We start from the raw sequence: 18119 nt of genomic DNA on the forward strand, positions 1-18119 counted from the left end.
TGAAGACGACGACCAGCATGGGCACCTCGCTCGGTTGACTGCGGGTGAGCCTCACCCGGTTGGGTCAGTGTGTCCCACAACGAGGACACGAGGGAACAGCACGTGATCGGGCCGGTCCTCGGGGGCGGGTCACGACGGTGCCCCTCGCCCACCTGTGGACGGCTCCGTGCTCCGCACCGGCCGGACCCGCTCACAGGGGGACGACGGGACCCACCGGCCCGGCCGCACACCGCCAGCAGCTCTCGACCACTTCGACCCTCACCTCCTGCACCCGCTGGCCGTGCACGGCCTCACGAAGTACCGGGAAGACTCCACAGCGACGGGCGCGCTACGCGCACCTGCGGCCCAAGTTGATCTGGCTGACGCGCGGCAGGACGTCCCCGGCCGGCGGCAGGCACGTCCTGGGGCTGGGAGTCGTCGACGACCTCGGCGGCCGCGGGGCTGGGAAAGATGGCCTTGAAGAGGGGTGGGTGCTTCGCGTGGGGTCAGGGACGGTCCTCCCACGCTGACGGCGGTGGGGGGCTGGCTCCGGGCCTGCGGCCCTCAGAGCGTTGGCCCACGCCAGACCAGGCCCCCGCGAGACACCCCACGCGGCAAGCCACCCGCGTGCTCCAGACGGCACGCGAGATGGCTGCGGACGCGACACGCACAGCATCCGAAATGGCGGCCTCGCCAGGCTCCACCGTGACGGGTATGACGTCTCACGAATGGTCTTGATCTTGACGGTCGGTGCCGCCGCCTGCGGCCTCGCCGGCGCGTTAGCGAGCCATCCCGTCCGCCGCCGGCCACCTACCTGGGCGGACCTCGCAGGCTTCACCTGGAGCGAGCTGGCTGACGGTGATCCGCTCGTCGAGCAGCAGGCGCGCCGGACATGGAAGGCGACGACCGCCTGGGCCGGGGCAGCCAGCCTGCTCGGCGTCGCCGCAGGCTTGGTCGCCTATCTCGCCGGGTAGCAGCCGATAGGCTGGCTTTGTCGTAGAACCACGAGGGTTCCCTCCGTCCTGGTGGCGGTGGCCGGAGGCGCGATGCCGATGGCGCAAGGCGTGCTCGTGGGGAAGCGGCCGAGGCGCGGCACTACCCATCGTTGTATGGGTGCCCCCGGTAGAGCCCGGGTTGGAGCGTCGTCCCCCTGTTCGGCGCTGTTGCGGTGCTGACCGACACGGGAAGCAACAGGGGGACTTGCTCTGCCTAGTAGGGCGACTCCTCCACTGGGCGACGGATCGCGTGGTTCACCCGGAGCCCGTCTGCGCGCAGCTCGGCGGCGAAGCGCCGCAGATCAGCCCGCGTCGACTCTGGCTTGCTCTTGGTGAGCGTGTGGTACTTCCCGCGCGGCGAGAGCAACCGCAGCGTGGTCGCGCTGTCCGTCTTGACCGTCCAGCCCTGGGCCTCCGCGTTGGTGCGCAGGCGGGTGATCTCAGCTTCAAGGGGCTCGCTACCCGTTCTCGTGTCCACGGCCGATGGGCCGTTGACGTCTCGACGCCCAAGGGTCCTCACCTGCTGCGCGATCTGGAGGGCTGCCGCGTTGAGGGCTGCGCTGAGGTTGCCGTCCGACCGAGCTCGGTAGGGCAGCCTGGTGAGTCCGAACACGTCGGTTGGCAACTTGACCGGTCCGGTGGCCAGCAAGTAGGTCCGCTGCCTCCCGAGTGCACCTAGGAACAACCCGAACTCCAGCACGATGTTGTCGCGCACCGATGGTGCGGTGTCGCCGCGGCTCGTGGTCTCGTCGTCCGGCGACGCGACCAGGACGGCGAAGTCGGTCCGGGCCGCGACCACGAGCAGCGAGTCGAGGGCGTAGCCCGACGGCTCGAAGACACTCGTGTCCCAGACGTCGACCTCGCACACCTGACGGCCTTCAAGCACCTCTTGCAGGTGACGGGCGACGTCGGAGCCCTCGGAGGACGAACCAATGAACAGACGAGCGGGCGGGGTTGCTGCCATCGGTTCAGCCTAGGAGAAGCTGACGTCCCTAGGGCGTGCCCTGCGGATCCGGTCGAGGACGGATGATCTTCCGCTCATGTCGATGAGCGAGCTACGGGTCGTTACCGTGCTCATGAGTGATGCTGGTCGCATGTCGATCAGCGTCCACGTCCGGGAGTACGACGGCCCGACGGTGGAGTCCTACCTCGGTCCTGGAGTCAGGCAGCTCGTCGAGCTGTCCTACGGAGTGAGCGACAGGTTCCCTTTGCTCTCTGGTGTCGATACGGACGACGAGACGGTCTTCAACGAACGCCAGTGCAAGCGACTGCGCGACGAGCTGCGCGACCTCGCTGAGGAAGCCGACGACGAGGCAGTGCGGTCCGCTGCTTACTCCCTCATCGAGTTGACCCGCCTCGTCATGGGCAGCGAGGGCAACGTGCCGGGGCACCGCACCTTGTACTTCAACGGAGGCTGAAGGCGGAGTCGCCAGATGAGACCCGGCGCACTGCGCACGACGTCACGGTCATCCCGCCGAACGGGTGACCCGGCTGTCGCTCGACCCACTACCCGACAAGGTAGCGACATGGACGACGAGGCAACCCCCACCGGCAATCGGGCCGCACCTGAGCTGCTCATCGACCTGGCGGGACTGCAACGGATCTACCAACAGACCTATCAAGGCCGATCGCGGGTGTGGCCCCTCGTCATGGCTGGCCTTGCGATCCTCTTCGCGGTACCCCGCATCATCTCCGGCCACTGGTTCGACAAAATTCTCGGGCTGGTGGTGCTCACCAGCATCGCCATCACCTTGATCATGCACTTCTGGCGGCCGCCGGCGACCGTGGTGGACGAACACGGCCTACGCATCCGGAAGGTGCTTATCGACGGCCACCTCATACCGTGGAGCGAGGTGGAGCAGGTCTGCGTGCAGGGACGCTGGGAGAACTACAGCACCGTCGTCACCCAGGGAGGCCGGAAGGTGTCCCTAGTCGGGGTACCTCGCGAAGCCGCCCAGCGCCTGGCTGAGGCGTTGCAGCAGGCCCAAACTCCCTGACCGCGCCTCCAAAGCATGCCCAGAGCGCTGACGGGCTGCCCCTACCGCTGGCCAGCACACTAGGGACGGCTCTGGAACCGAACCCGCAGTTACGGGGGGCGGTGTCGCCAACTCAATCGATGGGAAGCTGCAGCCGGGCGACCTCGGCGCGGTACACCTCGTTGACCGCGTTGGCTTCCAGGCCGGCGAACTCGCCCAACTTGTCCACCAGCGTCAAGACATGCCCCCACATGCCGCCCATGACCGGATCCTGCTCATCGCGGACGGCGATGCCGTACATCGAGACGCGCACCAGCAGCTCGGCCAAGCTCTCGGCCGTCACCGGCAGTCCCTGACCGCCGGGGTTGACCCGCTCCTGAATCCACTCGTCTGCACCGCTCACGCTGTCCTCCTTCGACGACCACTCAGCCCGGGGCATCCCCCGCAGGCTGCTAGTGGAACCCCTCGGCTCCCACGGATCGAGCCTGGCTGCCTCGCAGGAATCGGCGCCATCAGGGATGCCCCCGGATCTCACCCTGATCTTTGAGCAGCCCGCGGTGCGCTCCGCGCGCTCCTCTCGCCCCCGGGCGAGCCACAGCGATGGCCTGCTCAGCACTGCCCGGTCAGCAGCAGTAGCTCGTGCTCGTGCTCGTCGCAGACCCAACGCCCACCGGTCCAGACGACATCGCCGCCCAGCTGCGGCGCCTGACTCGTCAGCGCTCCACGCACGGCCTGCCACTGCTCCGCAGCGTCGGAGCCATCGAAGTAGTCGAGCTGCTGGCCGCCGTACCAGTACAGGACCAGCGGCGCGCCGGCAGCGATGAGCGCGTCGGCGTCCCGGCGCTTGATGCGGCTGGAGCGACGCTCGAACTGACGACCGGTGGGGATGATGACCTGCCCTCGCTCAACGGCGTCCCACTGTTCATCGGCCAAGCTCGTTCGCATCACCCCAGCATGGCCGACACCCGTCCGGTCATCCCGCCGTCCGCGCGGTCACCGCCGTCCAAGATCCGCAGGGCAGGTCCTAGCTGGTGGTGTCGGGCCGGGAGCGTGCATGGAGGACCCCTACGAGGGCGGTTCTTCCTTGGCCTGCTGGTCCACGTCCTCGTCAGCGTTCTCCAGAGCTCGAGCTACCGATGACTTGCCCAGATCTCCGAACGCGGCCGGCTCAGCAACGACCTGATCGTGCGCTTCCAGGAAGCCAACCGCTGACCGCTTCCGTGCATGGCCAACCATGAAGGCCCCGCACCAGCACGGTACGGGGCCTTGTTCAGATCGGTCAGATACGGACGCGCTTGCGCTTCCCCGGGGGGGCGTACTTCCGCTTCGGGTCAGCCAGCTCGGCGCGAAGCTCGTCGCGCGTAGCTACCAGCTCGCGGCGAAGCCGCGGAGAGAGCACCTGGCGCAGGCCGCGGCGCTTCTTCGGCTCGGTGTCCACGGTGACTACCTCGACACGTTGATCCCCGGACTTGAGCACCAGTCCGTCGCGGTCACTGCTCCTAAGGTCGATGACCTTGGGGCCACGCTCGTTGTGCTCGGCAGCAGCCGGGGTCTTCCCCACGCTCACTGCGCCGCGGCGTTCACCTTTGCTCACTACTGCCTCCCTCCGGCACGACCTGCTCATCGTCTCCCGTACCGACGTAGAGCTCAAGCAGGACCAGCACAGCCTTCTCTTGCAGCGGGGTCTGCGCGCTCTCCTGCAGCAACTTCGCGAGCTCCCCGCCGGCGTCGCTGACCTGGAACATCGACTCATCTTCGATGAGCTTGTCGAACAGGTTCCACCAGCGTTCGTCTCGTGACTCCTCAGCACGCACAGTGCGGTCGAAGTCGAGCCGCTCCTTGGCGATGAAGAAGGTCACCGCCGCCGCGATGAACGCCGCGGCACCACCGAAGCCTGGAGACAGCAGGAACGGTCGGGCGACGTTGCTCCAGAAGTGCGAGAACGACGCCGTCGCCAGGGCGTAGTCCGGCGTGGCCGCGTCGATGATCCCGAACATCGCCAGCCCGCCGAGCAGCAGTCCGGCCAGGCCGGCGACCACAGCCCACGGCCATCGGCGCCTCGGCTGATCTACACTCACAGGCCCACCTTGGCAGCTGCGTTGTCCTCAAACAGCTTCCCCTCGCGGATGTAGGGGGTCAGGGAGTCGGGGGAGCGGTGACCGGTCTGCCGCATGATGTCGCGGTCCCCGACCCCGGCGCGGGCCGCGGAGGTGGCGAAGCCGGCCCGCAGGGAGTGCCCGGACACCGTGCGGGGATCCAGGCCGACGGCGGCAGCGCGCAGCTTCACGACCCGGGCGATGGCGTCGGCAGGGATGCGGGAGGTCAAGACGTGCGAGCCGCCCTTGCGCATCGACAGGAACGCCGGGCCGTCCTCGTCCAGCTTCGCGGCCTCGCGCCAGGCCAGCCACGAGCGGACCGGGCAGGTGGCGCGGTGCGAGCCGTAGGGCAGGCCGACGACGCGCCCTTTGCCTTCCTGGTCGGTCTTGGACTTGTGGACGGTGATGCGCAGCCCGTCCTCCAGGACCTGGATGTCGGAGGCATCCAGCTCGGCCAGCTCGGAGCGGCGGAAGGCACCGGCGAAGCCGACTACGAGCAGCGCCCGGTCACGCTTGTCCTTCGTCGACTCCCCGAGGGGGGCGACGATCTGGGCCAGGGTGGAGGTGATGATCGCCCCGGACCGGCGGGGCGTCTGGGAGGGGCCGTAGGTGCGGGCCAGCCCGCGCCAGGCCTGCGTCACGTCGGCGTGGACGGTCGGTGAGGTCAAGCCGGCGAGGTGGTGGGCCAGGCGGATCGCCGACAGGCGCCGGCGCAGCGTCGACAGCTTGAGGATGGGGCCCTGGTCGGTGAGGTAGTCCATGACCGTCGCAGGCGTCGCGGGCAGCGGGCAGGCGTGCCGCGGCTGGCACCAGGCGGTGAACAGGCGCAGGTCGGAGGCGTAGGCCCGCCACGTCGCAGGGGCGTGCGAGGCCCGGTGCAGCGGATGCAGCGTCAGCAGCCACCGCTCCAGGGCGGCCGGGTCCAGGACCGCGGGGGGTGTCGCGGCAGGGACCGCAACGACCTCGACGTCCACGACGTCCACGACGTCCACGACGTCCACGACGTCGGTATCCACGACCTCGTCAGCGGCCGCGGGAGAACCAGCGGGAAGGCTAGCGAGAGGGGTGATCTCGGTCCCGGCCACGGCTTGACCATAGCGCACGAGAAGGCGAACTATCGAGCGCTACTCGCGCTTCACGACTATCGCCCCTCCCTCCCCCGCCGACGTGGGTGTCCGGGCCGATCGCCGCAGAGGGCAACGCCCCTGGGGTCCCCAGCGACTGCTCGGCTCTGACCGTGACCCGTCCTGAAAACCGGTGTTTCCGGGACGGCCACCACGGGCGCCAGCACCTCGGCGCGGACACACTGACTGTGTGATCCATCGCGTCGGCGCTGATCAGGTCGGAGAGTTCGCACGCCTACAGCTGGAGGCGGCGCGGCGAGATCCACGCCTTGATCGAAGTCCTGACGGCGAGACAGCCATCGCTGACTTCTGGGATGCCGTCGAGGAAGCCGAGCGGGTACGCGACTTGGGACTGTGGGGGTTGCATGAGCTGACGCACGCCCTGGAGCGCGAGGAGGACCGCCTCGGCGTCAAGCACGACGCAGACGACCTCACGAGGGACGCGGCTACCACCCTGCAAGCGGCGTACGAACGCGCCGAGATGGCGAAGGCCGAGCTGGCAAACGACAGCCCACACGCGAACGCACAGGCCTTGGTAAGCCTCAACAGCGCCTTGGACGCGATGGTCGAAAACTTGGCGAAGTCATGGCGCGCGTTCCGCATACGGCATGCCGCTACCGAGATGATGAAGAACGCCAGGGAGGAGATGACGAAGCATACCAATGAAGCTGGCCGACAGTTTCTTGCTGACCTCGATCATCAGACTCTCGCGCTCCTCGATGAGCACATGCGAGGGCGGCTAGAGGAAGTCATCCCGGAGGCGCATGTGCCGAGGGGTGCGGGTGCCAAGCGCTATGAGAAATCGTTGAAGCAGATCGGCTGGGCGGCTCCTCCAGATCGCCCCATCCCACCTGACCTCGACGCGACCCTAAGGGAGCTGAACTCGCTGCGCGATGTCTGGGTCCACCGCGCCGGCAGGGTTGATCCGCCGGCCTTGAAGAAGGCTCCTACTTTGAAGTACAAGCCTGGCCAGTTTGTCCGCATCTCACGTTCGGACTATCGACGGTATTCGGCTGCGGTGCGTTGCTACGCCGAGGAGATCACTTTCCGCCCCATCCGCGGCTGGGCCCAGGTGTCAGAAGACAGTGGGCCAGACTTGTTGCGTTGGGACACCTATGCTTCGGTCAACACCTAGGGCCGCAAACAGCCCTCACGGCAGTGCCGGGAACAGCAAGAGAGGGCACCCCGCCAGCGGCGGACCACCCTCTCTTGTGATTTATCTTAGCCTTCTAAGTTGCTCGATGATCTTATCGCCGTTTGGCGAGTACGCTAGAGCCACTATGACTACGGACAGTAAAACCACTAGGGTTACCGGCGTCCATAATAAGAGCATCCACCCAGCTACTCCCATCATGTGGTAAACCATTGCAACCAAAACCGTACTAAGTGCTGAACCTAATGCTACCTTCATCTCTTTTCAATCCCCTTCTAATCACGCGACCCGGTGTCTCGATCATATTTCTATGATACCACAAGAATGCCCCGCCGTCAACTTTTTAGGCATTCTTGAGGCGCGCGAAAGAATCTGCCCATGAATTGACTCGGCCGATTTTTTGGCGTGCCATCAGGGCGGTCTTGTCAGGGCGGGCCCGAGGGGAGGCACTGAGCCTTTGTCAGTAGCGACTTCCTGCTACTGACGAAGACTCAACGCATCATGCATCTTGACGACGCTTCTTCCGGCGACTCTGTAAGATCATCACCGTGTCGGCGTGGTCTTCAATTCGCAGCAGAGCCAGTGCCATCTGGGGATGGGTCACCTCCCGCACCCGTGACGACCTGCGCTTCGGCGCCGAAGTAGGAACCGTCATCTTGGGCCTCGGTGCCTTAGTGGTGTCGGCCATCGCGACGAAGGCAGCCGTGGATGCTGCCGACGCGTCTCGCGAAGCCGCCGAGCTAACCAGACTCAGCGTGCAGGCCAGCTACGAACAGACTGAGCTACAGGGCGCTAAGCCCCAAGCAGTGATGTACGACATCGAGATGCACGGGGGTGTCTATGTGGGGGCACCAGTGGACCTGAAGGAAACGGCACCAGGAAGCTGGACTTACGACGGGGTGTCGGTGCGCAACCTGGGCCTGTCGGCGACCGACGTCACGGTCCAAGTTGATCTGACGGTGGCGACCGAGGTCATCGATGACGAGGAGTGCGGCACGGGCACCATCTCTCCGGTCCGCCTTGAACCGCAGATGACTACCGCGGTCCCCCTGACCGGCAGATGCGACTGGCCCGCAACCGATGCCGGCGAACTTCGGATGGCACACGTCTACCTGAACTACGGAACCGGTGACTCAGACGTCTTGACGCTGTACTACCCCACCGGCGACTACAGCTTCTCCGAGCACGACGACGACTGAGCCCTTGTCAGTAGCGACCGACAGCTACTGACAAAGGCTCACCGAGCGTGTGATGTGGGAGCTGGCTCATCGACCGCGCAACGAGTCATCGAGGCGGTACGGGTCGTCCTGGAAACCGACAGCAGCGCAGCGGCCATCGAGCAGCTGCGGGCGCAGCTCACCGAAGGTCACTTGGCGCTCTTCGTGCGCGAGATCGACCGGCCCGGCCCGTTGCCGGCGGCGTCGCAGACTACGTGATCTAGCGGGTCAGCTCGTGCGGGGCGGTACGGCGAGGGGTTCGAGCGATCCGTACCCACCGCGTTCGGCCAGCTCCTCGTCGATGAGAGACACGTGCTGGTTGCACGTCATGGCGCGCCAGGGCCTCCCGGCTGCATCGGTGCCCTTGAAGGTCCACACCGCCCGGGCCTGTCGGGGGTAGCACTCATCGCAGGCCAGGACAGCGCCGGGCGGACTGAGCGGACGCTGCGCGGCGCCAGGGGCCAGGGCAGCGAAGGGCTGCGGGGTCGAACTGCTGTGCATCGGGTCCTCCGTAGGGGGTGCGCCTGGCTTGAGATGCGTCACGTCGGCTCTCGATGACGATGCGGGATGGCGTCCGGGTGGGTAGACGTCGGCGCAGCCGACGTTCATGTGGGCTACCTGCCTGCTAGCCAGGTCAGGACTCGCCTCCACCACGGAGGCGGAGCGTGGACAGGTGCGACGCCCTGCTGTTTACGCGGCGGCAACGCGGGGCGGCGGACGGGGAGACCCACAGGCTTGGGCGGGAGGGAGTAGCTGCCCGGGACTTGAAGGCTGTCATCGTCGTCATCGTCGTCATCGTCGTAGGGGTCGTCCTCGTCCCACTCGGGGACGTTGTGGTCTCTTGCCGAGTAGCGGCGCGAAGGGATCAGATCGTCGTACCCGCCAAGGCTCGCCACGCGGCCCAGCTCTGCGTAGAAGCGTGGACTCCGACTCACCGCCGACGGAGAAGATAGTTCTATCCCATCTCTTACGTCTTCATAGAGCCTTGCGGCGGAGTCCTCGCTCATCTCCTGGACCTGGTCAAGCGAGTGGAGGTGGCTGGAGTAGACAGGCAGGACAGCATCAGGGGCGGCCTGCCAGCAGTTCCAGAGACGGTGCCGCCCATCCGAAAGGCCATCCCAGGGGTCGCCGAGGGGCCCCACGCCTGGCCGGAACCACTCTCTTGCGATCTTCTGGTCCTGGGCTTCGAGGTGGCCGAGCTCGACGTCGACCACGACGGACTTCCCCATATCTGGGTCGTCCTCGTCGACCTGCTCGGTACGCCCGAGCCTTTCGGCGACCTCATCTATGACGTGCTGGACGACGGCAGCGATGCCAGCCCAGTCGCGCTCGTCTCGGTCTGGCCAGCGCTGGCGACGTTTGTCGGGGTCTTCGAGCCAGGGCATGTCGGTCCGACCAGCCAGCCAGTACCGCTCGGGATGCCGTAGCTCGATCCTCGTCACTGCGTCACCGGCCGCAGCTGAAATGCGCGGACCCGCTTCACCCGCTGCGCGGGGGATGGCATGGGGTCGATTCCGGCTCGGCGCAGGACGGAGTTGGCGCGGGCGGCGGCCTGTCGTGAGGACGGCGTGTGGGGCAGGGCGCACAGGAAGGCTCCGGTGATCGGGTCACTGACCTTCCAATGCCCTGACCCCGCAGCGTGCTCAACGGTAAAGCCCTGTGCCGCAACATGCTGCAGGACAGGCCGGATGGTGGCGCTGGCGCCGCGGAAGTTCACAGGGATCTCCAGGTGTCAGGGCTGGTGGTTGAGGCCGGCCGGGTCGAGGTCAGGTGATGCGGGGTCCACGACGCAGGCCCTGGCCTGCGGGGCGCTTGGCGAAGGGCTTGCCGCCGTTGTACTGCTCGGCCAGGTCGGCCAGGGCCAGGTCGATGGCGTGCTCGAGGAAGCGGCCGGTGGTCCACTCCCCCGGCAGCACGTACAGGGCATCGCGGGCGCGGTCGGCGTGCTCGGGGCTGACGTAGCCGTTGAACTTGACCGGCTTGGCGGGGTCGACGGCCTTGGCCGGCGCGGCGGGCTCGGCGGGCTCGGTCTCTGCCTGGGCGGCGGTGGTCGTCTCCGGTGCGCTGTCGGTGACGGCCGGGGCCGACTCCGGCTCGGGCGTGGGCTCGTCCTGGGGCGCGCTGGCGGCGGGGTCGGGGATCACCGCGTCCAGAGGGTTGCTGCGCAGGCCGCCGCGGCGGTTCTTGGGGGGCATCAGGGGGTCGCTCCTCGCTGGAGTAGGGCGGTGGTGACGGCTCGGTAGTCGTCGGTGACGGGTTCGGTGGGCGCGTAGGTCGTGAGCGGTTCGCGCGCCGAGGGGGCCTCGCGCACGCGCACCGACTGGCGCACCGGGGGCAGGACGGCTTCACCGAAGCGGGCGGTCAGGCTGGCCAGGACGTCCTGGGACAGGCGCTGACGAGCCTGGTAGGCCACGGGGATGACGGCGCTGACGTGTAGACCGGCGTTGAGGCGTTGGGCGACCAGCTCCACGGTGCGCAGCAGGTCGGCCACGCCGTCGAGCTCCATCGAGCCGATGCCGACCGGGACGGCGACCTCGCCGGCAGCGACCAGGGCGCTGACGGCCAGCAGGCCGAGGGTGGGTGGGCAGTCGAACAGGATGACGTCGACGGGGCCGACGCGCTCCAGGTCCTCCCCCAGCATCCGGTCGACGGCAGAGCGCAGGACCATCTCTGCGCCGGGCTGGCCGGTGAGCACCTTCTCCGCGGCCGTCAAGGCGATGGAGGCCGGGACGACGCGCAGGCCCTCGACGACGCTGGTGGTCAGGACGTCGGCCAGGCTGGCGGTGCCCTCCAAGACGTCGAGCAGGTCGCCGGCCTCGGTGCTGGCGCCCAGCCAGCGGGTCGCGCTGGCCTGGGGGTCGAGGTCGACGAGGACGACGCGCTGGCCGCTCTCGGCGGCGCAGGCCGCGATGTTGACCGTAGAGGTGGTCTTGCCGACTCCCCCCTTTTGGTTGGCGAAGGCGATGCGGCGCACGGGTTTCGGGTGGGCAGTCTCGCTCACGGGCGGTTCTCCTTTCGTGCGCTGACGGTCGAGTGACCCTCAACGTACCCGATAGTTCTTTTAGAGGGATGGGAACTCTTAGCGACACGCCGGGGCTGGTGGCCGGCCCCGCACCTGGGCGGGATGCGCGGCGAAGCTGGGCGGGCAGGCCGGCTCGATGCCGCCTGGCCGACCCCCCCCGGCCACCGGGGGTGGTGCATCCGGCTGCGCCGGGGGGCGGCGCGGGCGTGCCCGGCACAGTCGCCTGCGCCGGGCACCTCCGGTCAGTCCTCGCCGGGCTCGGAGATCGTGGCGACTGGCTCCCGCCCGTCACCCGGGCCCACACGTAGAGACAGCGTCACGGCCTGGGCCGCGACCCCGGCCCCGGTGGGCGGAACCCGCAGCAGCGGGAAGCGCACCCGGTCCGCTCCTGGTCCGGCCTTGCGGGCGGCCCACCGGGCCATCCAGAGCACGTCCCACAGTCGTCCGGCCTCATCCTGGCCGGTGCCGTAGGACTTGGCTGCCTCGGTCTCGCGGGTCCAGGCCACGCAGTCGGCCCAGACGGCGGCGGTCAGGGCAACGGGGATGGTGACCCCGGCCTCTCGGGCGGTGGCCTGGTCGACGGCCACGAGCACGCCGTCGGCGAGAGCTTGGGCGCGACTGTAGGCGTGGATCACGTTGCGCCCGCACAGGTCCTGGGCCTCGTGGTTGGTCGTGTCGGTCACGATGACTCCTTCGTGTCGGCACCGGCGGCCTGCCCGCTCGGTGTTAGTTCTATCCTAGCGGTTAGAACTAACAGAGTCAAGGTTTCTATTAGTTCTAGGGGGGTGACGCGGACCCTTGTCCGCGCCACCCTGAGGGGGTCAGCCTCGTTCGACCTCGGCGATGCTGACGTCTGCCGGGTCGGTGCCGTCGGAGGTGAGCGCGACCAGGGCCAGGGCGCGGGCCTCCTCCTCGGTGTCGGCCTCGACGTGGGCGATGGCCGTGGTCGTGACGTCGGCGGTCACGATCCACTCAGGCCGCGGACGGGTCCACCACTCCATGAACGCGATCACCAGGTCGGTCCCCCGGTCCACGGCGTACATGCGGAAGGTGGTCGGGCCGGAGCTGAACTCGACTCCGACGACGCTGTAGGCGCCGGGGCCTTCGTAGTCGTCGTGGGTGGTCACCGCGCCGTCCCAGGCGATCCGCTGGACCTTGGGTAGACCCGAGACCTGCGCCAGGGCGTTGACCGCCAGGCCGGGGCTGAACGGCATCGGCAGGCCGTCCACCACGTCGTGCCAGCCCATGCGCTCGACGGCCCGGACCAGGGCCTCCCGGCTGACGACGTAGCTGTTGCCGGAGCGGCGCGCGGCCGGTCGGTCGAACAGGTTGTGGGCTCCCTGGTGCCAGATGCGTTCGGGCTGCTCGGCGGTCGGCTGGCTCCCGCTGGCGGCGGCGGTCTCGTAGATGGAGGCGTTTTCGCTCACGGTTCTCTCCTTCGGTGCACCGGCGGCCTGTCCGCTCGGCGTTAGTTCTATTGTAGGGATTAGAACTAACAGGGTCAAGTCCGCTGATAGTTCTAGGTGGCGTGTTCGCCTGGCCGTGCCCGTGCTCACGGACGCCAGGTCACGCTGACGGCGGGCATGTAGTGGGGGCCGTACGCCTCCACGGTGACGACCCCGTTCCGGTCGCTGCTGACGTGGTCGAGCGGGGCCATGCCGTGCTCGGCCTCGTAGACGGCGCACGCCGCGTGGACGGCGTCGGCGTGGCTGAGGATCGAGATGGTGACGGCGGGCGCGGTGGATCGGGGGCGCTGGTAGGCGTCCGACACGCCCGTCAGGTAGTTCACGTGGGCCGTCCGCCGCGCGTGGGTCTTGTGGGCGAAGACCGACGGGGAGCCGCAGGTCTGGCAGTGCTTGCGGGTGATCGGGTGGGGCAGGCGACAGCTCCCGCACATGACGAAGGGGATGCCCGTGGGGGTGGTCTTCGTGGGGGTGGCGGCCTCGATTGTGGCCGCGGTGGTCGTGGCCTCGGCGGCGGGGGTGCTGGTCTCGCTCACGGATTGCCCTCTCTGGTCACCAGCCGGCCTGTCCGGTTGGCATTAGTTCTATCGTAACGGTTAGAACTAACGGAGACAACCTCTTAGCGTGTTTTGAACGAACGGCAATATTAGAACTAGCAGGTGGGGGGCGTCCGACTGGACACCCCCCGCGCTGGTTACTGCTCGGTGCTCACTTCCGGCAGGGTCTCAATCCCGCAGGCCAGCCGCTCTACGTCGGCCAGCCGGTAGCCCCATTCCTCGATCCTCAACAGGTAGCGGCTGGTGGTGGGGGCCAGGTTGCGCCAGGAGTTCTGGTGCAAGCTGGCTTCGCATCCGGCGAGGACCTGGGCCAGTAGAAGGACCTGGGCGCGGGTGTCGCTGGCCTTGGCGACGGCCTCGGTCAGGACCTTGCTCCGTCCGTATCCGGTGTTCTCGGCCAGCCCCAGCAGGACGGCGGCCAGCTCGTTGGCCTCGATGCGCGCGAGCACGCCGGGCTCAGTCGCCACGATCTGCGCCATGAACGCAGCGGCGTCCTTGGGGGCGGTCTTGCGGGTCAGGAAGGTCGTCAGCCACTCGCGGCGAACCGGCTGCGCGGCCTTCCACTCCTTGTTGCAGCGGATCACCGTGCGACGGGCCTCCTTGGCGGCCTCGCGTTCGGCCTCACCCATGTCGGCGGCGCGCTTGGTGCCGCTGCCGGAGCTGGCCTCGACGGCGTGGCCGTGGGCTGCCGGGTCGGCGCAGACCCATGCCGTCGTGGGGTAGGAGCCCCACTCCTTCTGCGTCTGGTTCGCCTCGTCCTTGTCGTCCTCGTCGTCCCGCTCGTCCTGGTCCTCGTCCTGGTCCTCCTCGTCCTGGTCGTCCTGGTCGTCGACCTGGGCGGTCGCGGGTAGACCCGTGGCCGGGTCGAGCCAGCCCCAGCTCTGGCCGATGACGGCGGCGTGGCCGGGGCACTGCTCGTGGCCTTCGACGGTGATCCGCTGGCCCTCGGTGTCCAGCAGGACCGACAGGGCGCGTCCGGTGTAGTCCTCGGCCTTGGGGTCCAGGACGGTCACGCCTGCGGCGCGTAGACCCTCGACGAACTCCGCGCGGCGGGCCTCGTCGGCGCGCTCGTCGCGGATCTTCTGGGCGACGTGGGCGGGGGAGGACCCCCAGGTACGGCCCGCGACGGCGAGGATGCGGGCCACCGCGTCGTCGTCGCCCTCGAATTCGGCTAGGAGGGCGGCGTCTTTGAGGGTCAGGGCCTCGTGCTCCTGCGCGGCCTGGCGGGCGGCGGGGGAGGCGGCCACGGTGATCGCGTGGCGGACCTCGTCCTTGGCCTGCCGGGTGCGCTTGGCGATCTGGGTGGGGGAGACGCCGAACGCGGCGAGCTGGGCCGTGGCCTCGATCCGCTCGGCGCGGGTGAGGTTCGCGCGGACCTCGTTCTCGTGCCACTGCTCCACGATCCTGGCGACCTGCGCGGCCTTGGCGCTGCCCTCTGCTCCGGCCACCACAGCCGGGATCAGGGGTCGGCCGGCCTCGATGGCGGCCAGGGTGCGCCGGTGCCCGTAGCGCACCCGGTAGGCCCCTTCGGGGGTCGTCACAACGGTGACGGCCTGCAAGACCCCCAGCTCCTTGATGCTGTCGACCAGGTCGGCGTCGATGCGGGCTTCTCGAATGTTCAGGTCCACCAGCAGCGTGCGGGGGTCGAGCTGCACGATGGTCTGCGCTGCGGTCTCGGCGCTGTCCTGGGTGACGGTGTCGGTCACGGTTCTTCCTCTCGTTCCAGGGCCGGTCTCTCCGTCCCTATTAGTTCTATTGTATCGGTTAGAACTAACAGGGGCAACACCTGTCACGTCTTTTTCTGTTGCGAGAGTAAGGGAGTGGCTTGCCGCGTGGGGTGTCTGCCGGGTCCTGGTCTGGCGTGGGCCAACGCTCTGAGGGCCGCAGGCCCGGAGCCAGCCCCCCACCGCCGTCAGCGTGGGGGAGCCGTCCCCGTCCCCTGCGCGAAGCCCCACCCCTTCTTCAAGGCCGCTTGCCAGTCCCGCGGCCGCAGGAGGTCGTCGAGGACCCCGGCCCCAGCAGGTGCCTGCCGGCGGCCGGAGACCACCGGCCGCGCGTCAGCCGTGACCACTCGGGCCGTACCCTGGGTGGACACGCCGCCGGCGGTTCGGCTGCACCGTTTCGCATCGCTCTGGTCGTCGACGGGCCGCGGTGCTTGCGTACCGCAGTCCCGTCGACGACTCGTTGGCTCAGCCGTGCACGCGGTTCTTCACGTCCTGAATCACGCGCGACCACGGCTTGTCGATGCCGAAGAGGGCCAGGCCGCACGCACCCATGACGCCGAGGGCTTCGGACGAGGCCTCCGGGCGCAGCAGGATGGTCACCGGGAGCCCCACCAGCATGATCGCCCCGACGGCCCGGGGGAGTTGGTCACTCGGCGTCGCCCGCGCGCTTGTGGCCGCCGGGTGGGGCGGGTCTTCGACCGTCTCCTGGGTGTCGTTGGCCGAACTTCCCACGACCGGCAGGGGCGCGGGCTTACGGTGGGGGCGGAGCAGCGGTTCCATGTGGACCGCCCTTCTCCCGGCGAGCCGGGATCTTGTAGGTACTTGCACTTGAGGCGTGCTTGGTCCTGCGTCCTGATCGCCGCTGACGAGCCGGTGGGTTGCCTCCCACCGGCTCGTCGCCGTTCTGCGGGTACCCATGACGCTAGACGATGGGCCCTTGTGTCGGATCGGGAACACGCGATCCGGAGTGATCAGTGCGTGACATCCAGGTGACGCGACGAGACGTCCACAGCACAGCGGCGGCGAGCACGACGATCTGCCGGTGCTCGAAGGTAGTCGCCGCTGCTAAACGCATTGCAGCGCAATGCAAAAAGGGCCAGTTTCATGGCCCCAGCGCAGTGTCCCGCAGCCGGAATCGGCCGCCAGCTCGGCGCGGTACTCGTCCGCGGTTACGGGCGAAGTAGCCCAGTTCGGGGTGGTGCCGCTTGCCTTCCAGCTCGCTGACGACCACCAGCGGCAGCACCACGTCGTGCTCGGCGCTCACGGTATACCCGGCCCGCGACCGTCCTACCGCGCTTGGATCACAGCAACATCTTCCTCATCATCGCCGGCACGTACACGCCGCTGGCGGTGACGAGGCGGCCCGCCAGGCGGGTCCGGCGCGGGCGCCTAGCTGCAGCCGTCACCACTCCAGCGCGTCGTCTTCGTCCCGGTCGGTCTGAGCCGCCCCCAGGTCAGGCGGGCGGCCGGTGGGTCCCCACCGAGCTACTGGCCCGAAGCGTCCTCGGTCAAAGCCGGGGGCGCTTGGTCGTTGGACGTGTACAGCTTTGTCACGTCGGTGGCTTCAAGAGAGGCAGTCCGCAACAGCGCTGTCTTCAGTGCTGCAGCGAGCTCCGCGTCGATCGGAAGTCCGGCGATGTTGAACGCGGCGATGGTCTCGAGGATGTGCTGGCGCTCCTTGGCCGCCACATCGAGCTGCCGTTCCCGCAGGTCGAGCACCTTGGTGTGCAGGTCGACCTCGGAGTGGGCGGCCTCCATCGAGTTCATACGACGGGCGTGCGCATTCGCTTGACCCTGACTGTCCTCGTCGAGGGCGTTGACCTTCTTCTGGTGCCGAAGCTGCTCGGCTCGACCTGCGCGTCCTGTCGGGGTGACGGACTCTCTGACCTCACGGACGGCATCCCCGAGGCCCTCGAAGCCGATGTCGAACGAGCCGGTGTGTTGGATGAACAGGACTTGCATCTGCTCCTGGGGTGACAGGAGTTCGGCTAGAGCGTCGTTGGTCACCTCCATCGGCTCCTCAAGGTGTTCCTGGATCACTTCCGGCAAGCCGCGCATCAGCGCGAGGTTGATCCCCTTGAAGGGGGATGTGCCTTCGGCCGCTGTGCGCAACTTGTTGACCACGACGCCGACGTTGTACCGGTACTCGAGAGCGATCAGAGTCCGGGCGACGGTAGTGGGCCTAGAGTCGCCCTCGAAGTGCAGCGAGGCGCCGGCACGGTCGCTCTGCGATGTTGTGAAGCGGTAGCGGCCCTCTCGGACCATCTCACCCTCGGCCTCGGCCACCTGGTGCACAAGGTCGATGATCTCCCTGTCGTCGCCAGCGATCTGACGAGCGGACTTCGCGACTTCCTCAGGGGCGGCGTGGGCGAGGGCTCTCTTGAGGGCTTCCTCGGCAGCCGTACGACGAGCCGTCTCTTCCGTAGCTCGACGACGAGCGGCCGCCAGGCTGCGTTCGAGGTCGAGTAGGCGGCGGTCTCTGTTCTCGACTCGGAATTGCGCGAACTCTCGGCCGTGCCGCACCTGAGGCGTTCGCTTCTCGGTCGACTTCGGCTCTGCGCGGCGTGGGCCCTCCACAGGGCGTGGGGCCTTCGCGGGGCGTGGGCCCTCCACAGGGCGTGGGCCCTCCACAGGGCGTGGGGCCTTCGCGGGGCGTGGGCCCTCCACAGGGCGTGGGCCCTTCGCGGGGCGTGGGCCCTCCACAGGGCGTGGGGCCTTCGCGGGGCGTGGGCCCTCCACAGGGCGTGGGCCCTTCGCGGGGCGTGGGCCCTCCACAGGGCGTGGGGCCTTCGCGGGGCGTGGGCCCTCCACAG

General features: G+C 68.2%; 21 protein-coding genes and 1 pseudogene. 6 read left to right on the plus strand and 16 right to left on the minus strand.

The annotated features are described in order from the left end of the window. The first annotated feature begins 719 nt into the window (after window positions 1–719). Complete coding sequence (locus tag ACRYR2_RS22040) at window positions 720–953, plus strand: hypothetical protein (RefSeq protein WP_432565039.1); 234 nt, start codon at window positions 720–722, stop codon at window positions 951–953. A gap of 235 nt (window positions 954–1188) precedes the next feature. Here ACRYR2_RS22040 and ACRYR2_RS22045 read toward each other — a convergent pair whose 3' ends face one another. Continuing rightward, window positions 1189–1938, minus strand: a complete 750-nt coding sequence (locus ACRYR2_RS22045; RefSeq protein ID WP_432565040.1) for a nucleotide-binding protein — start codon at window positions 1936–1938, stop codon at window positions 1189–1191. 130 nt (window positions 1939–2068) lie between these two features. On the opposite strand from ACRYR2_RS22045, the gene ACRYR2_RS22050 reads away from it, so the two are divergent. Together ACRYR2_RS22050 and ACRYR2_RS22055 are read left to right on the plus strand one after the other, a co-directional pair. Continuing rightward, a complete protein-coding gene (locus ACRYR2_RS22050; protein ID WP_432565041.1) occupies window positions 2069–2392 on the plus strand; it encodes a hypothetical protein in 324 nt (107 codons plus the stop codon). Between the two features lie 108 nt (window positions 2393–2500). After that, window positions 2501–2971, plus strand: coding sequence for a PH domain-containing protein (locus tag ACRYR2_RS22055; protein WP_432565042.1), 471 nt, complete (start codon window positions 2501–2503; stop codon window positions 2969–2971). Window positions 2972–3083: 112 nt separating this feature from the next. Here ACRYR2_RS22055 and ACRYR2_RS22060 read toward each other — a convergent pair whose 3' ends face one another. From ACRYR2_RS22060 to ACRYR2_RS22080, 5 genes are all read right to left on the minus strand, one after another. Then, window positions 3084–3353 carry a hypothetical protein gene (locus tag ACRYR2_RS22060; RefSeq protein WP_432565043.1) on the minus strand — a complete coding sequence of 90 codons (270 nt, stop codon included), beginning with the start codon at window positions 3351–3353 and terminating at the stop codon, window positions 3084–3086. Window positions 3354–3559: 206 nt separating this feature from the next. After that, a complete protein-coding gene (locus tag ACRYR2_RS22065) occupies window positions 3560–3895 on the minus strand; it encodes a hypothetical protein (RefSeq protein ID WP_432565044.1) in 336 nt (111 codons plus the stop codon). A 334-nt stretch (window positions 3896–4229) separates the two neighbouring features. After that, on the minus strand, window positions 4230–4544 hold the full coding sequence (locus ACRYR2_RS22070) for a hypothetical protein (protein ID WP_432565045.1): 315 nt from the start codon (window positions 4542–4544) through the stop codon (window positions 4230–4232). Continuing rightward, on the minus strand, window positions 4531–4989 hold the full coding sequence (locus ACRYR2_RS22075) for a hypothetical protein (RefSeq protein ID WP_432565046.1): 459 nt from the start codon (window positions 4987–4989) through the stop codon (window positions 4531–4533). The genes ACRYR2_RS22070 and ACRYR2_RS22075 overlap by 14 nt, the downstream gene beginning before the upstream one ends. A 35-nt stretch (window positions 4990–5024) precedes the next feature. Beyond that, window positions 5025–6062 (minus strand): site-specific integrase, encoded by a 1038-nt coding sequence (locus ACRYR2_RS22080; RefSeq protein WP_432565047.1) that lies wholly within the window; start codon window positions 6060–6062, stop codon window positions 5025–5027. 298 nt (window positions 6063–6360) lie between these two features. Between ACRYR2_RS22080 and ACRYR2_RS22085 the strand changes: the two genes are divergently transcribed. Both ACRYR2_RS22085 and ACRYR2_RS22090 read left to right on the plus strand, forming a co-directional pair. Next, window positions 6361–7305 carry a hypothetical protein gene (locus ACRYR2_RS22085; protein ID WP_432565048.1) on the plus strand — a complete coding sequence of 315 codons (945 nt, stop codon included), beginning with the start codon at window positions 6361–6363 and terminating at the stop codon, window positions 7303–7305. A gap of 566 nt (window positions 7306–7871) precedes the next feature. Continuing rightward, window positions 7872–8522: a hypothetical protein gene (locus ACRYR2_RS22090; protein ID WP_432565049.1), complete on the plus strand. Its 651-nt coding sequence runs from the start codon at window positions 7872–7874 to the stop codon at window positions 8520–8522. A 246-nt stretch (window positions 8523–8768) separates the two neighbouring features. Here the strand turns inward: ACRYR2_RS22090 and ACRYR2_RS22095 are convergent, their stop codons facing one another. The 9 genes from ACRYR2_RS22095 to ACRYR2_RS22135 form a co-directional block, all read right to left on the minus strand. Continuing rightward, complete coding sequence (locus ACRYR2_RS22095) at window positions 8769–9041, minus strand: hypothetical protein (RefSeq protein ID WP_432565050.1); 273 nt, start codon at window positions 9039–9041, stop codon at window positions 8769–8771. Between the two features lie 113 nt (window positions 9042–9154). Next, window positions 9155–9982, minus strand: a complete 828-nt coding sequence (locus ACRYR2_RS22100) for a hypothetical protein (RefSeq protein ID WP_432565051.1) — start codon at window positions 9980–9982, stop codon at window positions 9155–9157. A gap of 324 nt (window positions 9983–10306) precedes the next feature. After that, the gene (locus ACRYR2_RS22105) at window positions 10307–10735 is read right to left on the minus strand and encodes a hypothetical protein (protein ID WP_432565052.1); all 429 of its coding nucleotides are present in this window, start codon (window positions 10733–10735) and stop codon (window positions 10307–10309) included. Then, entirely contained in the window at window positions 10735–11541 is an 807-nt protein-coding gene (locus ACRYR2_RS22110; RefSeq protein ID WP_432565053.1) for a ParA family protein, read from the minus strand. The genes ACRYR2_RS22105 and ACRYR2_RS22110 overlap by 1 nt, the downstream gene beginning before the upstream one ends. Before the next feature lie 263 nt (window positions 11542–11804). After that, window positions 11805–12245, minus strand: a complete 441-nt coding sequence (locus tag ACRYR2_RS22115) for a DUF6573 family protein (RefSeq protein WP_432565054.1) — start codon at window positions 12243–12245, stop codon at window positions 11805–11807. Between the two features lie 138 nt (window positions 12246–12383). Next, entirely contained in the window at window positions 12384–12989 is a 606-nt protein-coding gene (locus tag ACRYR2_RS22120) for a hypothetical protein (protein WP_432565055.1), read from the minus strand. A gap of 125 nt (window positions 12990–13114) precedes the next feature. Beyond that, complete coding sequence (locus tag ACRYR2_RS22125) at window positions 13115–13561, minus strand: hypothetical protein (RefSeq protein ID WP_432565056.1); 447 nt, start codon at window positions 13559–13561, stop codon at window positions 13115–13117. A 158-nt stretch (window positions 13562–13719) separates the two neighbouring features. Beyond that, a complete protein-coding gene (locus ACRYR2_RS22130) occupies window positions 13720–15288 on the minus strand; it encodes a ParB/RepB/Spo0J family partition protein (RefSeq protein ID WP_432565057.1) in 1569 nt (522 codons plus the stop codon). Window positions 15289–15771: 483 nt separating this feature from the next. Continuing rightward, window positions 15772–16086: a hypothetical protein gene (locus ACRYR2_RS22135; protein ID WP_432565058.1), complete on the minus strand. Its 315-nt coding sequence runs from the start codon at window positions 16084–16086 to the stop codon at window positions 15772–15774. A gap of 492 nt (window positions 16087–16578) precedes the next feature. On the opposite strand from ACRYR2_RS22135, the pseudogene ACRYR2_RS22140 reads away from it, so the two are divergent. Beyond that, a pseudogene (locus tag ACRYR2_RS22140) lies at window positions 16579–16680 on the plus strand (PAQR family membrane homeostasis protein TrhA); the annotation flags it as partial. 111 nt (window positions 16681–16791) lie between these two features. Here ACRYR2_RS22140 and ACRYR2_RS22145 read toward each other — a convergent pair. Continuing rightward, window positions 16792–17829, minus strand: coding sequence for a hypothetical protein (locus ACRYR2_RS22145; protein ID WP_432565059.1), 1038 nt, complete (start codon window positions 17827–17829; stop codon window positions 16792–16794). Between the last annotated feature and the right edge of the window lie 290 nt (window positions 17830–18119).

This window comes from Kineococcus deserti, assembly GCF_050871945.1.
In the GTDB taxonomy this organism is placed as follows: Bacteria; Actinomycetota; Actinomycetes; order Actinomycetales; family Kineococcaceae; genus Kineococcus.